The sequence below is a fragment of the Desulfobaculum xiamenense genome, from assembly GCF_011927665.1.
Classification (GTDB): Bacteria; Desulfobacterota; Desulfovibrionia; order Desulfovibrionales; family Desulfovibrionaceae; genus Desulfobaculum; species Desulfobaculum xiamenense.
On sequence record NZ_JAATJA010000001.1, the window covers coordinates 1,618,928 to 1,640,293 of the forward strand.

The 21,366-nt window shown below is 64.0% G+C and carries 18 protein-coding genes; 6 read left to right on the forward strand and 12 right to left on the reverse strand.

Translation table 11 applies throughout. The annotated features are described in order from the left end of the window. Nucleotides 1-53: 53 nt before the first annotated feature. The 3 genes from GGQ74_RS07380 to flgM all read left to right on the forward strand — a co-directional run bounded on the left by GGQ74_RS07380 (nt 54) and on the right by flgM (nt 1,379). Nucleotides 54-587: a hypothetical protein gene (locus tag GGQ74_RS07380; protein ID WP_167940842.1), complete on the forward strand. Its 534-nt coding sequence runs from the start codon at nt 54-56 to the stop codon at nt 585-587. Between the two features lie 120 nt (nt 588-707). Further along, nucleotides 708-932, forward strand: coding sequence for a hypothetical protein (locus GGQ74_RS07385; RefSeq protein WP_167940843.1), 225 nt, complete (start codon nt 708-710; stop codon nt 930-932). 141 nt (nt 933-1,073) lie between these two features. Then, nucleotides 1,074-1,379 carry a flagellar biosynthesis anti-sigma factor FlgM gene (flgM, locus tag GGQ74_RS07390; protein WP_167940844.1) on the forward strand — a complete coding sequence of 102 codons (306 nt, stop codon included), beginning with the start codon at nt 1,074-1,076 and terminating at the stop codon, nt 1,377-1,379. An 87-nt stretch (nt 1,380-1,466) separates the two neighbouring features. Here flgM and GGQ74_RS07395 read toward each other — a convergent pair whose 3' ends face one another. Together GGQ74_RS07395 and GGQ74_RS07400 are read right to left on the reverse strand one after the other, a co-directional pair. Then, complete coding sequence (locus GGQ74_RS07395; protein WP_167940845.1) at nt 1,467-1,859, reverse strand: response regulator; 393 nt, start codon at nt 1,857-1,859, stop codon at nt 1,467-1,469. Beyond that, complete coding sequence (locus GGQ74_RS07400) at nt 1,856-4,807, reverse strand: PAS domain S-box protein (protein WP_167940846.1); 2,952 nt, start codon at nt 4,805-4,807, stop codon at nt 1,856-1,858. Before GGQ74_RS07400 ends, GGQ74_RS07395 begins: the two co-directional genes overlap by 4 nt. Nucleotides 4,808-5,142: 335 nt before the next feature. On the opposite strand from GGQ74_RS07400, the gene fusA reads away from it, so the two are divergent. The 3 genes from fusA to GGQ74_RS07415 all read left to right on the forward strand — a co-directional run bounded on the left by fusA (nt 5,143) and on the right by GGQ74_RS07415 (nt 9,800). Continuing rightward, on the forward strand, nt 5,143-7,197 hold the full coding sequence (fusA, locus tag GGQ74_RS07405) for an elongation factor G (protein WP_167940847.1): 2,055 nt from the start codon (nt 5,143-5,145) through the stop codon (nt 7,195-7,197). A 247-nt stretch (nt 7,198-7,444) separates the two neighbouring features. Further along, nucleotides 7,445-8,149: a lysophospholipid acyltransferase family protein gene (locus tag GGQ74_RS07410; protein ID WP_167940848.1), complete on the forward strand. Its 705-nt coding sequence runs from the start codon at nt 7,445-7,447 to the stop codon at nt 8,147-8,149. After that, nucleotides 8,142-9,800, forward strand: a complete 1,659-nt coding sequence (locus tag GGQ74_RS07415) for a ribonuclease J (RefSeq protein WP_167940849.1) — start codon at nt 8,142-8,144, stop codon at nt 9,798-9,800. Before GGQ74_RS07410 ends, GGQ74_RS07415 begins: the two co-directional genes overlap by 8 nt. Before the next feature lie 86 nt (nt 9,801-9,886). Here GGQ74_RS07415 and GGQ74_RS07420 read toward each other — a convergent pair whose 3' ends face one another. The 10 genes from GGQ74_RS07420 to GGQ74_RS07465 form a co-directional block, all read right to left on the reverse strand. Next, complete coding sequence (locus GGQ74_RS07420) at nt 9,887-10,315, reverse strand: DUF4079 family protein (protein ID WP_245168140.1); 429 nt, start codon at nt 10,313-10,315, stop codon at nt 9,887-9,889. A 38-nt stretch (nt 10,316-10,353) separates the two neighbouring features. Further along, entirely contained in the window at nt 10,354-11,178 is an 825-nt protein-coding gene (locus tag GGQ74_RS07425; protein ID WP_167940850.1) for a protoheme IX farnesyltransferase, read from the reverse strand. Continuing rightward, nucleotides 11,178-12,392: a cytochrome c oxidase subunit II gene (gene coxB / locus GGQ74_RS07430; RefSeq protein WP_167940851.1), complete on the reverse strand. Its 1,215-nt coding sequence runs from the start codon at nt 12,390-12,392 to the stop codon at nt 11,178-11,180. Before coxB ends, GGQ74_RS07425 begins: the two co-directional genes overlap by 1 nt. Nucleotides 12,393-12,398: 6 nt before the next feature. Beyond that, nucleotides 12,399-12,686 carry a cytochrome C oxidase subunit IV family protein gene (locus GGQ74_RS07435; protein ID WP_167940852.1) on the reverse strand — a complete coding sequence of 96 codons (288 nt, stop codon included), beginning with the start codon at nt 12,684-12,686 and terminating at the stop codon, nt 12,399-12,401. Between the two features lie 15 nt (nt 12,687-12,701). Next, nucleotides 12,702-13,304, reverse strand: a complete 603-nt coding sequence (locus tag GGQ74_RS07440; protein ID WP_167940853.1) for a cytochrome c oxidase subunit 3 family protein — start codon at nt 13,302-13,304, stop codon at nt 12,702-12,704. Then, nucleotides 13,294-14,919: a cytochrome c oxidase subunit I gene (gene ctaD / locus GGQ74_RS07445; protein ID WP_167940854.1), complete on the reverse strand. Its 1,626-nt coding sequence runs from the start codon at nt 14,917-14,919 to the stop codon at nt 13,294-13,296. Before ctaD ends, GGQ74_RS07440 begins: the two co-directional genes overlap by 11 nt. Continuing rightward, a complete protein-coding gene (locus GGQ74_RS07450; RefSeq protein ID WP_167940855.1) occupies nt 14,912-15,883 on the reverse strand; it encodes an SCO family protein in 972 nt (323 codons plus the stop codon). Before GGQ74_RS07450 ends, ctaD begins: the two co-directional genes overlap by 8 nt. Continuing rightward, on the reverse strand, nt 15,883-16,263 hold the full coding sequence (locus GGQ74_RS07455) for a c-type cytochrome (RefSeq protein ID WP_245168141.1): 381 nt from the start codon (nt 16,261-16,263) through the stop codon (nt 15,883-15,885). The genes GGQ74_RS07450 and GGQ74_RS07455 overlap by 1 nt, the downstream gene beginning before the upstream one ends. Nucleotides 16,264-16,373: 110 nt before the next feature. Next, on the reverse strand, nt 16,374-18,515 hold the full coding sequence (locus GGQ74_RS07460; protein WP_167940856.1) for a methyl-accepting chemotaxis protein: 2,142 nt from the start codon (nt 18,513-18,515) through the stop codon (nt 16,374-16,376). 598 nt (nt 18,516-19,113) lie between these two features. Next, the gene (locus tag GGQ74_RS07465; protein WP_167940857.1) at nt 19,114-21,255 is read right to left on the reverse strand and encodes a methyl-accepting chemotaxis protein; all 2,142 of its coding nucleotides are present in this window, start codon (nt 21,253-21,255) and stop codon (nt 19,114-19,116) included. Nucleotides 21,256-21,366 lie beyond the last annotated feature (111 nt).

Genomic DNA, 21,366 nt, shown 5'->3' on the forward strand with positions numbered 1-21,366 from the left:
GTGTAAAGCCTCACGCTACTGACGCCGCCGCCGTTGTGCGCTATGCTCTCCACATGACGCACGCCACCGCACGCCCCGGCATCACGCCGCTCTATCCGAAGCCCGTTTTCGAGACGCAGCGCTTTCTGGCCCTTTCACAGGCCACGACGCTCACGCGGGACGAACGGGCGGAACTGGCCACACAGTGGGAACGATGGACCGGGAAATTGACGGCGGTCGTCATCGCCTCCCCCACTGGAAGCCGCCTGCTGGCATGGCTGGACGAGGAGGTCGAGGCGGACATCGACGCCTCATGGCCCGACGCGCCGCGCTGGTCCTTCCTGCTGCATGTACTGGCCCTCGACCTGCTCATGAGCGCGGCGGCGGAACTTGTGCCGCAGATCGCCGACAACGGCTGCGCCCCGGTGCCACCGCCCGACCCATCCGTCTCCGAAGCCATACGCAGCCTCGGGCTGGACTGGGCGGACGAGAACGTCCTCGGCCGACGCTACGCCGTGCTCACCCCCATGCCGTGGCGCGGCGGATGCCCCACCTGCGCTCTGACAGCCAACTGCCCACGCCTCAAGAACGCCCGTCCGGGAACGTAATTTCCCAGGGAACCCAAGCCGCACGCGCACTCTAAAGATTTCGCCACATTGCGCCGATAGAACATGCATCGGCAGCAACGCACATGCTGAACGCCATCTCCGAAACAGGGAGGTTTCGTCATGGCCGGGATCAGTATCGTCAACGATGCGTCAAGGGAATGGCCTGTCGCGCCGGTCCGTAAGGGCCAGACGCTGGCCGAGGCGATGAAGAACATCCAGAGGGCGCGGTTGAGCCGGAAGGTCTACGCCGACCCGGCGATGGCAGGGAAGCTCGTCGCCATTGAGGCCTCGCCGGTCTACAATTCGCGCGGGGAGCTCATCCAGTCCGTGGGGCTGGAGGTCTGAGCTCCTCACGGGCCACATGGTGGCACGATGTCTGCATATCTTCCATGGTATGCGCGCCATGCGAATTGACACGAAAGGCTCGCGATGCATAATCTGGAAGACAGACCCGATGCGTGCCATCAGGGTCCGGGGAGGACGAACGTGAACATCAAGGGAATCGGAGTCGGCAGGACACCGTACGACCAGTTCCGCATCCAGCAGGACCGGGAACGCGAGGAGCTCGCGTCCGGCGTCAAGGATTCGACGCCCAAAAGCAGGGACGCCGTCTCCGTCAGCGACGGGGCGCGGCTGCTCTCCACCGCGCGCGAAACCGCCGCGGATTCCACCGGCATCCGCGAGGACAAGGTCGCCCGGCTCAAGGCCATGGTTCAGAACGGAACCTACGCCCCAAACGGGCGCGCCATCGCCGAGAAAATCGTCTCGGAAGAGCTGGACCTCTGGCGCTGATCAGCCCCCGTCATTCTTCCCCCGCCCGGCAAAGGGCGGGAGCATTTCCGCGTCCATCGGCATTGCACCGGCGTACGCGGCAAGCCCTCACAATTCGGCCTTGAACCCGTAAAGCTTCTCCAGCGCGCCGAGCAACGCCTCCAGCGACTGCACGGGTTTCATGAATACGTGCTCCGGCGTCAGCCCCGCGTTGCGTAGCGGCATGGGCAGCACGTAGTCCGCCGAACCGGTGAAGATGAGGAACCGCAGGCCCGGCCTGATCGCCAACGCGGCCAAAATGAAATCGTTCCCATCCATGCCGGGCAGACGCATGTCCACCGTCACGAAATCCGGGGCGAGTGCGGCAAGCTTCTCCAGTCCTTCCTCCCCGCTCCCCGCGGTATGGACGTCAAAGCCGCAATCCTCGAAGAAATCCGCCAGAGTCGCACGGATGAGAGCCTCGTCATCGACGATGAGTATGACGGGTGACTCGAAGCTCATGTCTCGCTTTCTCCCAGTGGCAGTCTGATTGTGAACTTCGCGCCTCTGCCGGGCGCGGATTCCACGTCGAACTGCCCGCCGTGGTTCGTGCATACGATGAAATAGGACACCGAAAGCCCAAGCCCCGTTCCGGTTCCCACCGGCTTGGTGGTGAAGAACGGTTCGAAGACGCGCTTGCGCACGTTCTCCTCCATGCCGGGACCGTTGTCGGCCACCTCGATGACCGCCATGTGCCCTTCGCGCCGGGTACGGATGACCATCCCCGGCGTCTCGGGACGTTCCTTCATCTCCGCCAGAGCCTGCGCCGCGTTCTTAAACAGATTCAGCAGCACCTGCTCAATCTCCGTAAAACTGCACGACACGTTCGGCAGGTCCGGATCGTACTCGCGGGTAATGGTCAACTGCCTGAAATCGAACTTCTTCTTCAAATCGTAATCGTTGGCGGCCAGCTCCAGCGTCGAATCCAGCATGGCGTTCAGGTTGCACGGCTGCACGCGCGATTCGCTGCGTCGGCTGAACTCCAGCATGTTGGCGACGATGCGCGCCGCGCGGATTCCGGCATCACGTATGCCCTGCATGTACCCGGTGATGCCCCTTTCCTCCATGTACTCGCGCATGGAATCAAGGTCCAGCCCCAGACGCTCGGCGACCTCGCGATTCGCCTTGATACGCGGCGAAACGCGCCGCAGGGAGCTTTCCGCGCACTGCATGATGATGCCCAACGGATTGTTGATCTCGTGCGCCATGCCCGCGGCCAGCCCACCCACGGAGAGCATCTTCTCCGCCTGCACCATCATCTCCTCGATACGCGTGCGCTCAGTCACGTCGTCCACGCGCACCACGGCCCCCCCCAGCCCCTGGAAACGCAGCGGATAGATGGCGACATCCTCGTAGCGCTGCCCGTCCGCCGTCATGCGCGGACGGCGCGGAAAGATTCGGGTCTCACGGCGTCGCATGGCCTCGCGGATGCGCTCCATCTCGCCCGCAAGATCCGGGAAGACCTCCTCCAGCGGGCGACCGACCGCATCGAACATGCCACGCCCGGTCAACTGCCGGGCCTCCCGGTTCCACTGCGTCACAAGCCCCTGCGCGTCCACGGCGACGAGCGCCGACGGCATGGAGTCGATGATGGCCTGCAGAAGATTGCGAAGCCGTTTGCGGTCCACCTCGGCGCGCTTGCGCTCCGTAATGTCCACGAAGATGCTCACGCCAGCCACAAGACGTCCATCCTCATCATGAACGGGCGCGGCATCGACGAGAATGACCAACTCGCGGCCGTCGGCGCGACGCATCAGCAATTCCCCGCCGCTCGTCTTCTCGCCCCGGCTCATCACTTTGACCAACGGGGCCTCTTCCAGCCCCAACTGGTCGCCGGACGTGGAGAACATGGAAAAGGTGACATTCTGACGATTGACGAATTCCCCACCCACCATGCCCGTGGTGCCCACTCCTTCATCGGGGAAGCCAAGAATACGGTTCGCCTCGCGGTTGGAGGCGGTGAGCAGCCACGACTGGGCATTGCCCTGCGCAATCTGGATACCGAAGGGTGCCTGATGCAGCACAGCGCGAAAGAGACGATTTGATCGCGAAAGCTCCTCGGCGGCGCGCTTGCGCCCGGTGATGTCGGAGTGCGTCCCAGCCATGCGGTAGGCCGTGCCGGTCTCGTCACGCACGGCGATGCCGCGGCCAAGAACCCAGCGATAGGTGCCGTCCTTGTGCCGCAGGCGATATTCCACCTCGAACTGTTCCACGACACCATCGCGGCAGTCGGCATTGGCCTTGAGCACCATGGTGCGATCGTCTGGATGAATGCGCGAGAGCCACTCGTCCTCGCGGTTCTCGATCTCGTGATCCTGATACCCGATGATCGCCTTCCAGCGCGGGGAGAAATAGACCACGCCGCTACGTACGTCCCAGTCCCAGATGCCGTCGTTGGCCCCACGCACCACAAGCTCGTAGCGCTCCTCGCTACGGCGCAGGTTCTCGGCCATGCGCATCTTCTCGTCCAGCTCGCGTTCCAACGCCAGCGTCCGCTCGCGCACCTTGCGCTTGAGCGTCCTGTTCACCGCCGAGAACCCCACCACCGTCCCCACGGCCACCAGCAGCCCCACCGTCACCACACGCAGGACGATGGTCAGGCGATGCGTGTCCGTGCTGATGGAATACCAGCGCTCGCGCAGGTCCTGCCGCTCTTCCTCGGTAATGAGATCGAGTCCCTTCTGCAGGACATCGCGCAGGATGGGCATGTCCTTGCGCACGCCCATGCGGAATTTGTAGGTGAAGACGGCATCCCCGGCGACCTTGAGGTTGGAGAGGCCCTCCTGACCGATGTAGTAGGCCGCCAGCCCCGTATTGACCACGAAGGCGTCCACGGCCTGGAACGACACGTCGCGCAGGCCGGACTGGGCGTTGGGCACGGGGACTATCTCGAAGATATCGCCGTAGTTGTCGCGGATGAAACTCTCGATGGCGTAGCCGCTGACCACGGCCACCCGTCGGTTACGCAAATCCTCCAACCGCTGCACGTCCTGATTGTCGCGCCGGACCACGATGACGCAGGGCACGTCCACATAGGGTTCCGTGTAGATAAGAAACGCCGTCCGTTCCGGCGTCTTGGTGAGCATGGTGATGGCGTCGCCCTCGCCGGTGCGCAGCCACCCGAGGACCACGTTCCAGTCGGAATGCGTGCGGGTATTGAACGTGACGCCGAGCTTCTGCTCGATGAGGTGCAGATAGTCCGCCCCAAGGCCGGCGAAACGCCCGCGTCCGTCGCGAAACTCGAAGGGAGGGAACTTGTCGTCATAGACGAAGGTGATGGAATCCGCGTGCTTTTCGATCCATGCGCGCTCCACTGGCGTGAGCGGATCAGGCTCCACGCGGGAGGCCGCAGGCTGGCAGAAAACCAGAACGATCACCATGATCGCGATGATTCTCGTCAGTATGGTCATGGCCTCTCTTCCGCCATCCGCTCACTCCATCCACGGGACATTCCCGCGCGCCTTCCGTCTGTCATTCGAAAGGCCCCGGGCTGGCCGGGTCCTTTTTCTCGTTATGCCATCGACGGCGAACCTTGTCCAAACGACGGGCCAAATCGCTGCCGTAATGCTCCAGCGGCCCATTTTAATCATCATGCCCGCTTCGGTTGAGCTTGACAACTTTGAATCCTGCTTCGTATAGCTCTAACACCTTGAAAAATAACATCCGCGGACCTGTTTCCGGGTTCGGCGGTGCGCTTGAGGCGCTGCGGTCACCCGGAATTAATACACAGCAAAGGGAGAGACCAATGTCGGATGCGCAAAACACCCAAAGGACCTACGCACTTGTAGGACACGGCGGCAGTGGCAAGACCACGGTCGCCGAGATGCTGCTGCTCCAGACCGGTGTCATCAACCGCCTCGGGAAGATCGAGGAGGGCACAACAGCCCTCGATACGGAACCCGAGGAAATCAAGCGCCGCGGCTCCATCCAGCCAGCCTTCGCCACCTACGACTGGAAGAAGAACCCCCACTTTCTCATCGACACTCCCGGCGACAACAATTTCACGGGCGATATCGCCTACCACCTCGCGGCCACCGACGGCGTGCTGTTCGTCGTCGACGCCGTGGACGGAGCCAAACCCCTCACCAGACGCCTGTGGACCGAGGTCAAGAAGGCCAAGCGCCCCGCCCTCATCTTCGTCAACAAGATGGACCGCGACAGGGCCGACTTCAACATGGCCTACGACAGCCTCCAGAGCATGCTCGGCATCAAGCCAGTGCTCCTCTTTGCGCCCATCGGCTCCCGCGAGACGTTCTCCGGCGTGGCGGACGTGATGAACCTGAAGGCGCTGTTCTTCGAGGAGAACGGCGCGGTGCGCGAGGGCGCATTGCCCGGCGACATGGCCTCGGACATCGAAACCCTGCGTGAAACCATGATCGAGAACATCGCCGAGAGCGACGAGGAACTCATGGAGAAGTACCTCGAAGAAGGCGAACTCTCCCCCGAGGACATCGTGCGCGGGCTGCGGCTGGGCGTACTCTCCGGCGAGCTGGTTCCCGTGGTCTGCGGCTCCGCGCTCTCGAACATGGGCGGCTCCATCCTGCTCGACCTCGTGCAGGACGTCTTCCCCTCGCCGCTCGATCACACGCCGTGGCCCGGCACAGACGGCGATCGCGCATCCGACCCTGACGCTCCAGTGGCGGCCTTCGTGTTCAAGACGCTGGCCGACCCCTTCGCGGGGCAACTGTCCGTTCTGCGCGTCCTCTCCGGCACCCTCGCCGCAGACTCCACGCTGCTCAATACCACCAACGGCGAAAAGGAACGCATCGGCTCGCTTCTGCTCCTAGAGGGCAAGAACCAGAAGCCCTCCAAGGACGCGGTCGGCCCCGGAGCCATCGTGGCCGTGGCCAAGCTGAAGACCGTGCGCACCGGCGACACGCTGTGCAGCGAGAAGGACCCCTTCACGCTGGCCAAGCCTGCCCTGCCCCCGGCCCTCATCTCCTACGCCCTCGCGCCCGAGGAAAAGGGTGAGGAAGATAAGGTCTACACCGCCGTGCAGAAGCTCCTCGACGAGGACATCTGCCTCAACCTGACGCGCGACGCCGAAACCGGAGACATCCTGCTTTCGGGCATGGGCCAGTTGCACATCGAAATCTCCGTGGAGCGCGCACGTCGCCGCCACAAGACCGGCATCCGGCTCAAGACCCCCAAGATTCCCTACCGCGAGACCTTCAAGGGCAAGGCCGACGTGCAGGGCCGCCACAAGAAGCAGTCCGGCGGGCGCGGCCAGTTCGGCGACTGCTTCATCCGCCTCGAACCCCAGCCACGCGGCACGGGCTACACGTTCGAGGACGAGATCGTGGGCGGTGCCATTCCGCGCCAGTACATCCCCGCCGTGGACAAGGGCATCCAGGAGGCCGCCGCACGTGGCATCCTTGCTGGCTATCCGGTGGTGGATTTCAAGGTGCACCTCTACGACGGCTCCTTCCATCCGGTGGACTCGTCGGAAATGGCGTTCAAGATCGCCGGTTCGCTGGCCTTCAAGAAGGCCGCCGAAACGGCGCGCCCGGTGCTCCTCGAACCGGTGGTGCTCATCTCCGTCTTCGTTCCCGACGACTTCATGGGCGACGTCATCGGCGACCTTTCCAGCCGCCGGGGCAAGGTGCTCGGTTCCGACTCGCAAAGCGGCGTCACCGAGATCAAGGCCCACGTTCCCATGGAGGAAGTGCTGAAGTACGCTCCCGATCTGCGCTCCATGACGGGTGGACAGGGAACCTTCACCATGGAGTTCGATCACTACGAGGAGGCTCCGCCGCAGGTGACCGACAAGGTCGTCGCCGCCGCCGAAGCCGAGGAATAGCTCTCCCCCGTTCGATAGGCCCGAGGCCGTCCCGCCCTGCGCGGGGCGGCCTCTTTTCGTTTCACGCGTCCACAGAAATGCAAGAGACCACCGCCCCACGCCGCACGCCGCGGCAGTCCCCGGAAAATCCGCGCGCGACCGGTGGGAAACCGCGCCTTGTTTGTCGTTGTCATTTCCAGTACATTGCCATCGCCGGGGACCGGGCACTCTCCGAAACCATCCCGGCAACAAGGAAAACGTCTTCATCATGCTTCGAACCATTCTCTTCTACGCCCGCTACCTCCCGCTGACGGCCGCACTGACCCTGCTGGCCATCTGCGTGCCGAGCGCCGCGAAATGGTGCGCACGGACATGGGGCCGCGCCGCAATCCACTGCACGGGCATCACCCTCGACGTGCGTCTTGGCGATCTCGACCCGAACCAGACCTACATCTTCATGGCCAACCATCAGAGCCAGCTTGACATTCCAGCGCTGACCACGGCCCTTGCGCCGTGGCAGATCGGCTTCGTCGCCAAGAAGGGGCTCTTCAACATTCCGCTCTTCGGCAAGGCTATGATCAATGCCGGCAACATTCCCATCGACCGCGGCAACCGCAGAAGCGCCATGAAAAGCGTGGACAAGGCGGCCGAACGCGTCCGCGCCGGACAGAGCATCGTCATCTTTCCCGAGGGCACACGCGCCACGGATCTCTCCTGCCTGCAGGAATTCAAGATCGGCGGCATGATCATCGCCCTCAAAACCGGCCTGCCGGTGGTCCCCGTGACCATCTCCGGCTCCGGCGAAGCACTGCCCAAGCACAACCTGTGCTTCGGACCGCAGCGCACCATAACCATCCGCGCCCTGCCGCCCATCAGCACGCAGGGGCGCTACACATTGAAAGAACGCGAAATATTCAAGGAAGACCTGTACCGCGCGATGAGCGCGGCCTACACGGAGCAACTCAATGGCTGAAAAGAACGTCACCCTCACGCCCCTTGGCGGATTGGGTGAGATTGGCATGAACTGCATGGTCATGGAGACGGAAGACTCCATGATTCTCATCGACTGCGGCCTGATGTTCCCGGAGGACTACCTCTTCGGCATCGACGTGGTCATTCCCCGCTTCGACTACGTCGTGGAGAACAAGAAACGCCTCAAGGGCATTCTGCTCACCCACGGACACGAGGACCACATCGGCGCGCTGCCGTGGCTTCTGCAGCACGTGGACGCGCCGGTCTACGGTTCCGAATTCACCCTCGGTCTCGTTCAGGGCAAGCTGCGCGAGCACGACCAGCTCGACACCACCACCCTGTGCAAGGTCGAGGGGCACGACCGCATCGTGCTTGGCGACTTCGCAGTCACCTTCTTTCCGGTCTGCCACTCCATCGTCGGCGGATTCGGCATGGGCATCGAAACCCCGGCGGGGCGCATCGTGCACACGGGCGACTTCAAGATCGACCGCTACCCCCTGCACGGCGTGGCCACGGACCTCGACGGCTTCAAGCACTTCGCCGAGGACGGGGAGGTCGCGCTCATGCTTTCCGACTCCACCAACGTGGAGCGCGACGGCTTCGCCCTCACCGAGCGAGAGATCAAGAACTCCCTGCACGACATCTTCTCCCGCCACGACGGGCGCATCATCGTCACCCTCTTTTCGAGCCACATCCAGCGCATGCAGGAGGTCTTCGACCTCGCGGCGCAGTTCGGGCGCAAGGTCGCCGTCAACGGCAGAAGCCTCGTGCGCAACATCGAACTGGCCCGCGAACTCGGCTACCTGCGCGTGAAGGACAGCACCTTCATTGCCATGGAAGACCTGCCCTCCCTGCCCGACTCCGAAGTCGTGCTGCTGGTGACCGGCTCGCAGGGCGAGCCGCTGGCCTCGCTCTCGCGCATCGCCTCTGGCGAGCACCGCGAGCTGTCCATCCACGAGGGCGACCTCGTGCTCATGTCCTCGCGCTTCATCCCCGGCAACGTCCGCGCCATCACCAAGGTCATCGACAACCTCTACCGCCTCGGCGCGGAGGTGCTCTACGAGAGCGTACAGGCCATCCACGCATCGGGCCACGCCCATCGCGAGGAACTCAAGATCATGCTCGAAACCGTGCAGCCGAAGTTCTTCGTGCCCGTGCATGGCGAATACCGCCATCTGGTCAAGCACGCCCGGCTGGCGCGGGAATGCGGCGTCGCCCCGGAACGAGCCATGGTGCTTGAGAACGGCGATCCGCTCACCCTGCTGGCCGATGGCGGCATCCGCCTCGAAGAGCGCGTGCCCGTGGACCAGATTCTCGTGGACGGCAAGGGCGTGGGCGACGTGGGCCAGACCGTGCTCAAGGAGCGCCAGCTTCTGGGCGGCGAGGGCATGGTCATCGTGACCCTCGTCGTGGACGTGGAGACCGGCGAAATCCTCGTCGGCCCGGACATCTCCTCCAAGGGCTTCGTGTTCGAGCAGCAGTACAGCCACCTGCTGGAAGACGCCAAATGCATCGTCCTCGACATCTTCGAGAACGTGCAGCCCGGCGACACCAGCAAGCTTAAGGAGCGCATCCGCTCCTCGCTGCGCCGCTTCTTCCGCCGCGTCATCGACCGCGACCCCGTGGTGGTGCCGCTGGTGATGCAGATCTAGCGCGCCCGCACGACACACCAAAATTGAACGCCAAAAGGCCCGCCATTCCGATAATGGCGGGCCTTTTTTCGCGTCTGGCAAAAGCGTCAGGAAAGCAAAAACGTCCGCACCACCCACACGCCCGTCACCACCTGCCACACGGCCAGCGCGAAGAGCAGCAGATTATTCGCGCCATGGACCAGCGGCAGCACCGTACGCCGCGCCCGCTTGCGGTCGAGCACCTCGCCGGTGGCATACCCCGTGATCAGAAGCGGCAACATCACGAGCCCCACCACGTAATGCGTGCCCGTCAGGTCGGACGATCCCCACTGGATGCGCGTCATGGCCGCCCCCCACACGAAGGCGACGAACCACACGATGAGCACCACCCGCCCCAGCAGAGCGTGGCGCTTCCAGTTGAACACCCTCTTGCGCCCGAGGTGTAGCGCCATGAACCGCCGCGCCCCGAGCCACAGCACATGGCAGGCCAGAAGCGTACACGCCAGTTGTAGCGCGGGATGAATCCACAGCAACATTCTCGTCCCTCCACGGGATGCGCCGCCGGACGCGGCGTCTACAGCCCCAGCAGCACGGCCACGCAAACCAATGGCAATGACGCGTTGAGCCAGACCATGGCCCGCCCCGTGCGCCCCCACATGCCGCACAGACCAACGCCCACGCCGCACGCGGCGCTGGCCGCCGTCACGCCAAGCGCCGCCCCAGGCGCATCGACCAGAACCGGCAGGGCCAGCGCGGCGGTGAAATATCCCACCACCCACAGATACATGAGCGGGTTGAAAATTCTGCGCGGCATCCGAAGTGGCGTCACCGGCAACCCGGCCGCCGCGAAGTCCTCCCGGTGCAATTCGGCCAGCATCCAGAAGTGCGGCACCTGCCACAGGTAGATCATTAGCCCCACGCCCAGAATTCCCGTGTCGAGCGGCTCTCCACCGGCGCACAGCCAGCCCGTGTACGGCGGCAGCGCACCGGCCACGCCGCCGACAAGCACTGCAAAACTCGTATGGCGCTTGAGCGGCGTGTACAGCCCGTTGTACAGCGCGACCACCCCGGCGCAGACGGCGAGAACCAACGCGCCACCCGCCATCCAGTACAGCCCGGCCCCAAGGCCCATGGTCAGCGCCGCCGCCCCAGCCCCAGCGGCAGGCGTCATGCGTCCCGAAGCCACCGGCCGACTGGCGGTGCGGGACATGCGCGCGTCGATACGCCATTCCTGCACCTGATTGAGGGCCGAACATCCCGCGCAGAGGAAAAACGCCCCGCCTACCGCACCGACAAGCCGCCACACCGACACGTTTCCGGCCAGCAGATACCCGAAGGCGGCAGCCCCGGCGACCATCGCCGAAATCCGAGGACGCACGAGCGCAACGACATCGCGCATCATCCGCCGTCCCGCTTCCCGAGGGACGTGAGCCAGCGCAGCAGGCTGTCCATGTCCTCGGCTGAAAGCTCCGTGTAGGCGGGCATGATGGGCTGGTATCCTTCCGGCACGGCGGCTTGCGGCTCAACGATGGCCTCACGCAGGTACGCCTCGTCCACCGTGACTTCCTCGCGCCGTCCAGCGCGCTCGACCATGCCCCGGCGTCCGAAGAGACCCTTGAAACTCGGCCCCGCCACCTCGGAACCGTCCGTGGAATGGCAGCCAAGGCAACCCTGCGCCTCGGCGACCTCGCGCCCGGCGTCCACGCCCTCGCTGCGGCTGGATATCCAGCCGATCAAGTCCCGCAGGTCTTCATCGGGGATGACCCCCTCGTAGGGCGGCATCACTGGCTGATAGCCCTTGAGCAATTCCGCGCCGGGGTCGAGGATCGCCCGACGCAGATAGTCCCCGTCCACTCGGACCTCGCGCTCGGAGCCGTCCGGCATGACCAGCACGCGCGTCATGCCGAACACGTCGCGCAGGGTCGGCCCCACTCCATCGGTACCGTCGAGGGAATGGCAGGCCGTGCACCCGTACTGCGCCAGCAGTTCCTCGCCGCGCGCGGTGCCGCGCGCACCGGTTCCCGCGTACCATTCGTCAAAGGCCTCGCGCGCCACCACCCGGACGGTGCCCAGCATGTTGGCGTGCTTCAGCCCACAGTATTCGGCGCACAGGATGTCGTAGTCGCCCTCCCGCTCGGGCATGAACCACGCATACGTCGCCATGCCCGGCACGGTGTCGCGCTTGATACGAAATGCCGGCACGTAGAAGCTGTGCAGCACGTCCAGCGAGGTCATGGACAGCCGCACCGGCGTGCCCTGCGGTACGTAGAGCATGCCGCTTCGCCGTCCGTTGGGATAGATGAAGGCCCACGACCACATGCGCCCCTCCACCCGCACCTGCAACGCGCTCTGCGGAGCCGACTGCAAGGCCCGGAAGCTATCCCAGCCGAACCAGAACATGCCCATGGCGAGGATGGTTGGGATGATGGTCCATGCCACCTCCATCCACACGCTCTCGCGCACCTCCTCGGCCCGCGGGTGGCGTGAATGGTGGTAGCGGTAGACGAACCACAGCATCAGCCCCGTAACCAACAGCAGTATGCCCACCGACACCGCGAGGATGAACAGAAAAGCCTGATCGACCTTGGCGACTGCGTTGACCACGGAATTCATGCCCACCTACCTGTACGCCGTATCGAAGAAGGTGAAGCCGATGAAGATGGCGAGGATGACGAAGGCCGTCAGGACCATGGCGTGAAACGTGCGGTTCTCGTAGCGCAGATGCATGAACACCAGCACCACCAAGAGCGCCTTGGACGTGGCTATGGTCAGGGCGATGACCACATTCAGAAAGCCGAAATCAATTGTCGAGGCCCACACGGTAATGCCCGTCAGGGTCAGAAGCCCGCCCCACACGCCGACCAGTAGCCGGTAGGGAAGCACGTGATGCCGTCCGCCGTCGTCCATGCCTGCGCCTCCGCCTCACGTCACAAGATAGAAGAGCGGGAACAGGTAAATCCACACCAGATCCACCAGATGCCAGTACAGCCCGGCATTCTCCAACGTCACGAAGCGGTCCCGGTGCACACGCCCCGCCGCCACCAGCCCCATCACCCACGCGATGACGCACATGCCGATGACCACGTGTAGCCCGTGCAGGCCGGTCATGGCGTAGTACATCGCGTAGAACGCGGCCTGCCCCTTTTCCATCTCCAGCATGTGCTCCGAGCCAGGGTAAATGCCGTGCTGGAACTTGGCGCTCCACTCGAAGAACTTGTTGATCAGGAACACGCCCGCCAGCCCCACCGTCGCGCCGAGTAGCGCCAGCGTCCGGCGACGCTCGCCACGTTGCACAGCCGTCACCGCAAGGGCCATGGTCAGACTGCTGGTGATGAGCACCACCGTGTTCGCGCTGCCAAAGGGAACGCTGAGCGTCGCGCTTCCGGCGTGGAACCCGGCCGGATAGCGCGAAAGGTGCACGGCGAACAGCACGAAGAGCCCGCCGAAAAGCAGTATCTCGGTGAACAGGAACAGCCACATGCCCATCTTCGCGCCTATGTAGTCAGGCTGCACCTCATGCGTCATCGAGGCGCACCTCCGCGAACTCGTAGGGCCCGGCCGTGACCACAGGCTCCCGCGCGAAATTGTGATGCGGCGGCGGGGAGGACAGGGTCCACTCCAGCGTGGCCGCGCCCCACGGATTGGCTCCCACGCGCTGACCAGCGCGGAGCCCGCGCCACAGATTCCAGAACATCAGCGCAAGCCCGACGGCCACAATCCACGAGCCAACGGTGGAGACGACATGCATGTCCGTGTACTGGGGCAGGTAATCGTAATAGCGCCGGGGCATGCCCTGAAGCCCGAGGATGAGCATGGGAAAATACAGCACGTTCAGTCCCACGGCGAGGATGAGCGCGCTCGCGTTCGCCCTGCGGCGGTCGTACATCCTGCCGAATATCTTGGGGAACCAGTAGTGCATGGCCCCGAACAGCCCGAAGCCCGTGCCGCCGAAGATCACGTAATGGAAATGCCCCACCACGAAATACGTGTCGTGCACGTGGACGTCCGTGCCCGCGCTGCCGAGGACCAGCCCGGTCAGCCCGCCCACGCAGAACAGAAACACGAAGCACAGCGCGAAGGTCAACGGTGGTTCGAGACGAATGGCTCCCTTGTAGAGCGTCGCCACCCAGTTGAAGACCTTCACCGCCGAAGGAATGGCCACCACGAAGGTCAAAAGCGAAAAGACGAGCACCGCCGTGTCACTCATGCCGCTGGTGAACATGTGATGCGCCCACACCAGCGATCCCGCAAAGGCGATGGCGAGGCTCGACGCGGCGATGGTTCCATACCCGAAGATGCGCTTTCGCGAGAAGACGGGAATGATCTCGGAAACCACGCCCATGGCGGGAAGAATCATGATGTACACCGCCGGGTGCGAGTAGATCCAAAACAGGTGCTGGTAGAGGATGGGATCGCCCCCGCGCGCGGGATCGAAAATGCCCATGCCGAGCACCCGCTCCGCCACGATGAGGAGCGCCGTAATGCCGAGGATGGGCGTGGCCAGCACCTGTATCCACGCCGTGGCGTAGAGCGTCCACACGAAGAGCGGCAGCCGCCCCCAGCCCATGCCCGGCGCGCGCAGGCGGTGGATGGTCACGATGAAGTTGAGTCCGGTAAGGATGGACGAGAACCCGAGGATGAACACCGCCGTCACGGCCAGCCCCACGTTGGTGGTGGTCACGGCGGAGAACGGCACGTAGAAGGTCCAGCCGGTGTCCGGCGGGCCGTCGCCGGTGAACAGCGCGCTCACGGCGATGCACGCCCCGATGACGTAGAGCCACCACGAAAAGTTGTTGAGACGCGGAAAGGCCACGTCCTCGGCACCGATGTGCAGCGGCAGGATGATATTGCCGAATGCGGCGGGAATGCTCGGGATGACCACAAGGAAGATCATGACCACCCCGTGCAGGGTGAACACGGCGTTATAGGTCTGCGCGCCCATGATCGTCTCGCCCGGAGCGATGAGCTCCAGCCGGATTGCCAGCCCGAGGAGCACCCCCACCACGAACATGACGAGGATGCACGTCAGATAGAGCAGCCCGATGCGCTTGTGGTCCGTCGAGAACAACCACGCCCGCACGTGCCCCGCCCCCGCCACCGGCCCGAGGAAGCCGTTTCCCGCAGCCCCGGAATCAGCCATCGCGTTCCCCCTTGCCGCGTGTCCTGCGCCCGGCCAGCATGAGCACGATGAACAGCACCAGCGCGAGGCCGAGGATGGACCCGCCAACCACGCGCATCGTGTCGAACACGTAGCGCCGCCCCTGCGGATCGTAGTCGAAGCAATAGGACAGAAGGCGCTTCACGGACAGGCCCACCCGCCCCTGCGCGGCCTCGGTGGCGGCCATGGTCACATCGAAGGGCAGGAAGTCCGTGCCGTAGAGATAGCGTACGATCTTCCCGTCCGGCGCCACGGCCACAGCCACGGCCGGATGCACGAAGGCGTCGCCCCGGCGCGCGAAGCCGAAGCCGATGGCGTCCATGGCGCGGTCGATGGTCGCCTTGTCGCCGGTGAGAAACAGCCAGTGTTCCGGCGGGAATCCCCCGCGCAGCGCGGCCATGTAGTTGCGTTTGCTGGCGGCGGCCACGGCCGGGGTATCCAGTTCGTCGAAACTCACGGCGATGACGCGCAGCTCGCGTCCGGCATCGAGCGGCACCTCGGGCAGAATCCGCGCGAAGGACGAAAGCATCAGATTGCACACGCTCGGACAGGTGAAGTACACAGGCAGGATGATGCTCGGAACGCTCGCCGCCGCGCGCAGATCCACGGCATCGCCATCCGAGTCGGTGAAGGTCAACCCCTCGGGTAGATACGCGCCCAGATGCTCGTCAACGCCCACGTCCATCTCGGGAGTGGGTGCCGCGTCGCTAGCGGATGTCGCCAGCTCGCGCATCATGGCCTCGTGGTCGTGACCGGGCGGGACCTTCGCGGCTTCGTGCCCATGCTCGGCCGGAGCATGCGCATCCCCATGTTCCGCGTGGTGCATGCCTGCGGATTCGACGGGCTGCGGCACCGCCCCATCGCCGGCGGCGGCAGGCCATCCGCCCCACGCGACGCAGCACAGCCACAGCGCGAGGCATAGCGCCCACGCCCGTAGCCAACGCATCAGAACTCCGACACGTACTTCGAAACCTCCCGAATATCCTCTTCGGACAGCTTCTTCAGCACGTTGGTCATGACGATCTTCTTGTCGCCGCCAAAACTGCCGTCCAGATACCCGAAGAGCTTGCGTTCGAGCTCCCCGGCGCTCTGGCCCTTGATGGGCGGGCTGACGTTCAAGGCATGCTTGCTGCCGTCCACGCCGTGGCAACCGATGCACTTCACGTACACGCCGCGCCCGTCCGCCTGCGCGGTAGCGAAGACCCCCATGACCAGCATAAAGAAAAACACTGAAACAACGACAAGATAGCGCATTCGTCCCTCCATGGGATTGATTTCGATGATGGAGAATCCACCATCGGTGACCATACCACAGGCAGGGGACATTTTCACCCCGGAAGCGCACTTTCCCATGCCGTCGTCATCATCGCCCCAAACAAAAGCCCCCCGCGACGCAAGCGTCGCGGGGGGCCGTAGGGTCAGATGAATCGGTACGATCAGGCGTTGGCCTCGTCGCGAAGCTCCTGAATGAGGGTGGCCAGACCGGCGGTCTGCTGGGTCATCTCGCGCAGGGCGTCAACGGTCTCGTCGATGCTGCGCGCGGTGTCCAACGTGATGCGGTTGACCTCCTCGATGGAGCGATTGATCTCGTCGCTGGCGGCGGACTGCTGGGCCGCAGCGGTCGCGATGCCCTGAATCTGGCTGGCGGCCGCCTCGGTGCCGGTGACGATGGTGCCGAGCATCTCGCCGGAGCGGTTGGCGTATTCCACCGCGCCCTGAAGATCCTTGGCGGCGCGCTCCATGGACGTGATGTTGCTCTCCGCCACCTTCTGGATGGCCACGATGGACGAGCCGACTTCCTTGGTGGCGTTCATGGTCTTCTCGGCCAGCTTGCGCACCTCGTCGGCGACCACGGCAAAGCCGCGTCCGGCGTCGCCAGCGCGGGCGGCCTCGATGGCGGCGTTCAGCGCCAGCAGGTTCGTCTGATCCGCGATGTCGTCGATGACGTTCATGATGCTGCCGATGGCGCGGGCCTGCTCGTCGAGCTGCTCCATGGCCACACGCAGTTCATCGGTGTGCTTCTGAGTGGTGCCCATGGCGTCGATGGACTTGCCGACCACCTCGCGCCCGTCGCGGGCGCTGGTCATGGCCGATGCGCCCTGATTGGCGGCGTGCCCGGCGTTCTGGGCCACTTCGAGCACCGTGGCGTTCATCTCCTCCATGGCCGTAGCCGTGGCGGTGATGCGATCCTTCTGCACGTCGGTGCCACGCCGGATTTCCTCGGACTGAGCGGAGATTTCCTCCATGGCCGTGGAGATGCGCTCCACCACCACGCCGAGCTTGTCGGCGGCCTGCATAAGGCCCTCGGAACGCGCCCGGTCGGCGCGGCGTCCGGCCTCTTCGGCCTCGGCCATGGCCTTCTCGGCCTGTGCGGTCTTCTCCCGCGCCACGCTGACCTGATTCTCGATCTCGGCGATATTCTTGCGCAGGTGCTCCACCATGACGTTCACGGCGACCTGCATGTCGGCCACTTCGTCGTGGCCGTGCACGTCGAGCTTCACGTCGAGGTCGCCCTCGGCGATGCGGTTAACCGCAGAGGCCGTGTCTTGAATCGGGCGGGCCAGACGGCCCACAAGGAACCACAGCACGATCATGGCCAGCACGAGGCAGCCGCCGCCAATGAGCGCCGTCTGCAGGGCCATGGCGTTGACCGGGGCGAAGATGAGATTCTCATCCACAGCGAGGGACACGGCCCAGGAGGTTCCGCCCTCGCCAAGGGGCACGGGAACGGCAATGTTCAACTTGCCGTCGCGGAAGAAATGCATGCTCTCGCCGCGAGACATGGCTCTCATGATCTTGTGGGCATCAGGCTCCACGTCGTCAAAGGGCTTGCCGATGGCATCCGGATGATCGGTACGCCCGATCATGACGCCGCTGTGGCTCACGATGACAACGTCGGCACGGGTGCCGAACAGGGTGACGGAGTCGGCCAGCTTCTGGAGAAAGTCTGCGGCAAGGTCCACACCGACAACGCCGATGGACCGGCCATTGAGGCGCACGGGCGAGGTCAGCGACACAAGGGTCACCGTCTCGCCGTTGAGCTTGTAGGTGACGGGGTCGAGCACGGCCTCGCGGCCAGAGTCGCGCGCGTCGGTATACCACTTGCCCGCGTCGATATCGACGGTGATGACCTGGAAATGCATGCCGCCCACGCGGTTCCAGTACGGCACGAAGCGGCCGTCGGGGCGGTTGCCCTCGATGGCGGCGAACTCGGCGTCGCGGCCGTCAAAGGCATTGGGCTCCCAGCCGGACCACACGCCGAGCACATTCTCGTTCTGGGCGGACAGCTCATACTGCATGGCCATGATCTGGCTGCGCTCGGGCGTGCCCGAGGTGTCCTTCTTGTAGCCCTCGAAGGTATTGGCCGTGCTGCGCGCGATGGTCAGGCCCTGATTGATGCGCGAACGAATCTTATCGGCCTCGATGGTTGCCCGTGCGGAGGCCTCCTGGACGGCCATCTCGAGGGCTTCCTCGCGCGCCGAATAGGTCGAGCAGGCGATGACGACCATAAGCGTCGCCACAAGGCACATACCCGTGAAAAACAGAGTCTTCGTCTTGATCGAACGAAACGCTAACACGAAATCCTCCTGAAAATGGAAATGACACTTTCCGACGGTTGCGCTTCACGCACTCGTCGCGCAGGGCGCATGTCCGCTCAGCGGAGCAGCGGCCCTGCATGGTGATGATCTCTCGCACTCCAGCCAATCCGGCACTGTCACGCAGCGCCCGCACTGCCGCACGAGCTTGCGTGCCGGAACGTCCTGCGCACCGCTCACCCATCCCGTCGGTCAGCTTGTCTACATCAAAAATAGTGGACGCAGAGATTTGCCATGCATCAATGCGCCATGCAACCACATTTTTACATATTGGTATAAACTGACATATCACTAAAATCCAAAAACTGATATTCTGAACACGATCACTCTCCATAACTTACTGAAATCAAAAAGTGTATCCACTAAACTTTTTAGGCCCGAAGCAGCATATTTTCATAATCGCGATCAGACGACACAGTGTAGCCGACAGGACGAGCGATACATCGCGACCAACGCAGAAACTCCCCGCGTGGCAACTCATTGCGATCCACGACAAAGCACACCGACCGTCGGCCAGAAGCCATAAAAAAGGCTCCACAGCCATAGCTGTGGAGCCTTTTCATGAATTCCTCGCACTCTTTTACATTTCGGCCTCGTCGCGAAGCTCCTGAATGAGTGTGGCCAGACCGGCGGTCTGCTGGGTCATCTCGCGCAGGGCGTCAACGGTCTCCTCGATGCTGCGCGCAGTGTCCAGCGTGATACGATTGACCTCCTCGATGGAGCGGTTGATCTCGTCGCTGGCGGCGGACTGCTGGGCCGCAGCGGTGGCGATGCCCTGAATCTGGCTGGCGGCCGCCTCGGTGCCGGTGACGATGGTCCCAAGCATCTCACCGGAGCGGTTGGCGTATTCCACCGCGCCCTGAAGATCCTTGGTGGCACGCTCCATGGACGTGATGTTGCTCTCGGCCACCTTCTGGATGGCCACGATGGACGAGCCGACTTCCTTGGTGGCGTTCATGGTCTTCTCGGCCAGCTTGCGCACCTCGTCGGCGACCACGGCGAAGCCGCGCCCGGCGTCGCCCGCGCGAGCGGCCTCGATGGCGGCGTTGAGCGCCAGCAGGTTCGTCTGGTCCGCAATGTCGTCGATGACGTTCATGATGCTGCCGATGGCACGGGCCTGCTCGTCGAGCTGCTCCATGGCCTTGTGCAATTCGTCGGTGTGCTTCTGGGTGGTACCCATTGCCTCGATGGACTTGCCGACCACCTCGCGCCCGTCACGGGCGCTGGTCATGGCGGATGCGCCCTGATTGGCGGCATCCCCTGCATTCTGGGCCACCTCCAGCACCGTGGCGTTCATCTCCTCCATGGCCGTGGCCGTAGAGGCGATACGGTCCTTCTGCACATCGGTACCGCGTCGAATTTCCTCGGACTGGGCGGAGATTTCCTCCATGGCCGTGGAAATGCGTTCCACCACCACCCCGAGCCTGTCGGCGGCCTGCAAAAGGCCCTCAGAGCGCGCCCGGTCGGCGCGACGTCCGGCCTCTTCGGCCTCGACCATGGCCGCCTCGGCCTGTGCTGTCTTCTCCCGCGCCACGCGAACCTGATTCTCGATCTCGGTGATATTCTTGCGCAGGTGCTCCACCATGACATTCACGGCAGCCTGCATGTTGGACACCTCATCGTCCCCGCGCACGTCGAGCTTCACGTCGAGGTCGCCGTCGGCAATGCGTTTGACGGCCACGGCGGTATCCTGAATGGGGCGCACAAGGCGACCGGAGAGAAACCACAGCACAATCATGGCCAGCGCGAGGCAGCCGCCACCGATGAGCGCCGTCTGCACAGCCATGGCATTGGCGCGGTCGAAGATGATGTCCTCGTCCACTTCAAGGGCCAGTCCCCAGATGGTTCCGCTCTTTCCGAACGACACAGGCACGGCGATATGCAGCTGACCGTTGCGGGAAAAATGACGTTCCTCACCGCGCGACATGGCTTTCATAATCATTCGCGCCTCGGGCTCCGCATCGGCGTACGGCTTGCCGATGGCGTCGGGCCGATCGGTATGGGCCAGCATGACGCCACTGCCGCTGACAAGGGTCACCTCCGCACGCACCCCGAACAGGGTGACTGAGTCGGCCAATTCCTCAAGGAAATCGCCCGTCACATCCACGCCGACCACACCTACGGACCGCCCGTCCACGCGAATGGGTGCGGCCAGCGAAACCACCGTCACCCGCTGACCGCTCATGTCGTACACGATGGGATCGAGCACGGTCTCGCGGCCGCTATCGCGGGGATTCGTGTACCATGCGCCGGAGTCGAGGTCGGCCTTGATGTCCTGGAAATGCATGCCACCCACGCGGTTCCAGTAGGGCACGAAACGGCCGTCAGCCTTGCAGCCCGGCGCGGAGCGGAACTCGTCGTCACGCCCGTCAAAGGCATTGGGCTCCCAGCCGGACCACACGCCCAGAACGGCCTCGTTCAGCGAGGCGATCTCGTACTGCATGGAGATGATCTGACTGCGCTCGGCCGCGCCAGCGGTGTCCTTCCTGTACCCTGCCAGCATCTGTGCCGTGCTACGAGCGATGGTCAAGCCCGTATCGATGCGCTCACGGATGCGGGATGCCTCCATCCGCGCCTGCGCGGTGGCCTCGCGCAGGGCATTTTCCTGTGCGGCCTCACGGGCCAAATACGTCGAGCAGGCCAATACCGTCATGAGCGACGCAACAAGGCACAGCCCCGCAAAGAACATAGTCTTCGTTCTGATCGAATGAAAAGCGAACACGGTTTCCTCCCCGAATGTCAGATGAGGGACTCGCCCAAAACACGTGGCACACCCCATCCTTGATGCTTTTCCAGACTGCCGGGTCTGCGTACGACAGAGATGTCGCCCAAT

Coding starts and splice junctions, on each gene's coding strand:
- coxB (WP_167940851.1), bottom strand. CDS start 12,392: ATGAATTCCGTGGTCAACGCAGTCGCCAAGGTCGATCAGGCTTTTCTG.
- GGQ74_RS07435 (WP_167940852.1), bottom strand. CDS start 12,686: ATGGACGACGGCGGACGGCATCACGTGCTTCCCTACCGGCTACTGGTC.
- GGQ74_RS07450 (WP_167940855.1), bottom strand. CDS start 15,883: ATGCGTTGGCTACGGGCGTGGGCGCTATGCCTCGCGCTGTGGCTGTGC.
- GGQ74_RS07440 (WP_167940853.1), bottom strand. CDS start 13,304: ATGACGCATGAGGTGCAGCCTGACTACATAGGCGCGAAGATGGGCATG.
- GGQ74_RS07425 (WP_167940850.1), bottom strand. CDS start 11,178: ATGCGCGATGTCGTTGCGCTCGTGCGTCCTCGGATTTCGGCGATGGTC.
- GGQ74_RS07380 (WP_167940842.1), top strand. CDS start 54: ATGACGCACGCCACCGCACGCCCCGGCATCACGCCGCTCTATCCGAAG.
- GGQ74_RS07395 (WP_167940845.1), bottom strand. CDS start 1,859: ATGAGCTTCGAGTCACCCGTCATACTCATCGTCGATGACGAGGCTCTC.
- GGQ74_RS07410 (WP_167940848.1), top strand. CDS start 7,445: ATGCTTCGAACCATTCTCTTCTACGCCCGCTACCTCCCGCTGACGGCC.
- GGQ74_RS07420 (WP_245168140.1), bottom strand. CDS start 10,315: ATGTTGCTGTGGATTCATCCCGCGCTACAACTGGCGTGTACGCTTCTG.
- GGQ74_RS07400 (WP_167940846.1), bottom strand. CDS start 4,807: ATGACCATACTGACGAGAATCATCGCGATCATGGTGATCGTTCTGGTT.
- ctaD (WP_167940854.1), bottom strand. CDS start 14,919: ATGGCTGATTCCGGGGCTGCGGGAAACGGCTTCCTCGGGCCGGTGGCG.
- GGQ74_RS07455 (WP_245168141.1), bottom strand. CDS start 16,263: ATGTCCCCTGCCTGTGGTATGGTCACCGATGGTGGATTCTCCATCATC.
- fusA (WP_167940847.1), top strand. CDS start 5,143: ATGTCGGATGCGCAAAACACCCAAAGGACCTACGCACTTGTAGGACAC.
- GGQ74_RS07385 (WP_167940843.1), top strand. CDS start 708: ATGGCCGGGATCAGTATCGTCAACGATGCGTCAAGGGAATGGCCTGTC.
- GGQ74_RS07415 (WP_167940849.1), top strand. CDS start 8,142: ATGGCTGAAAAGAACGTCACCCTCACGCCCCTTGGCGGATTGGGTGAG.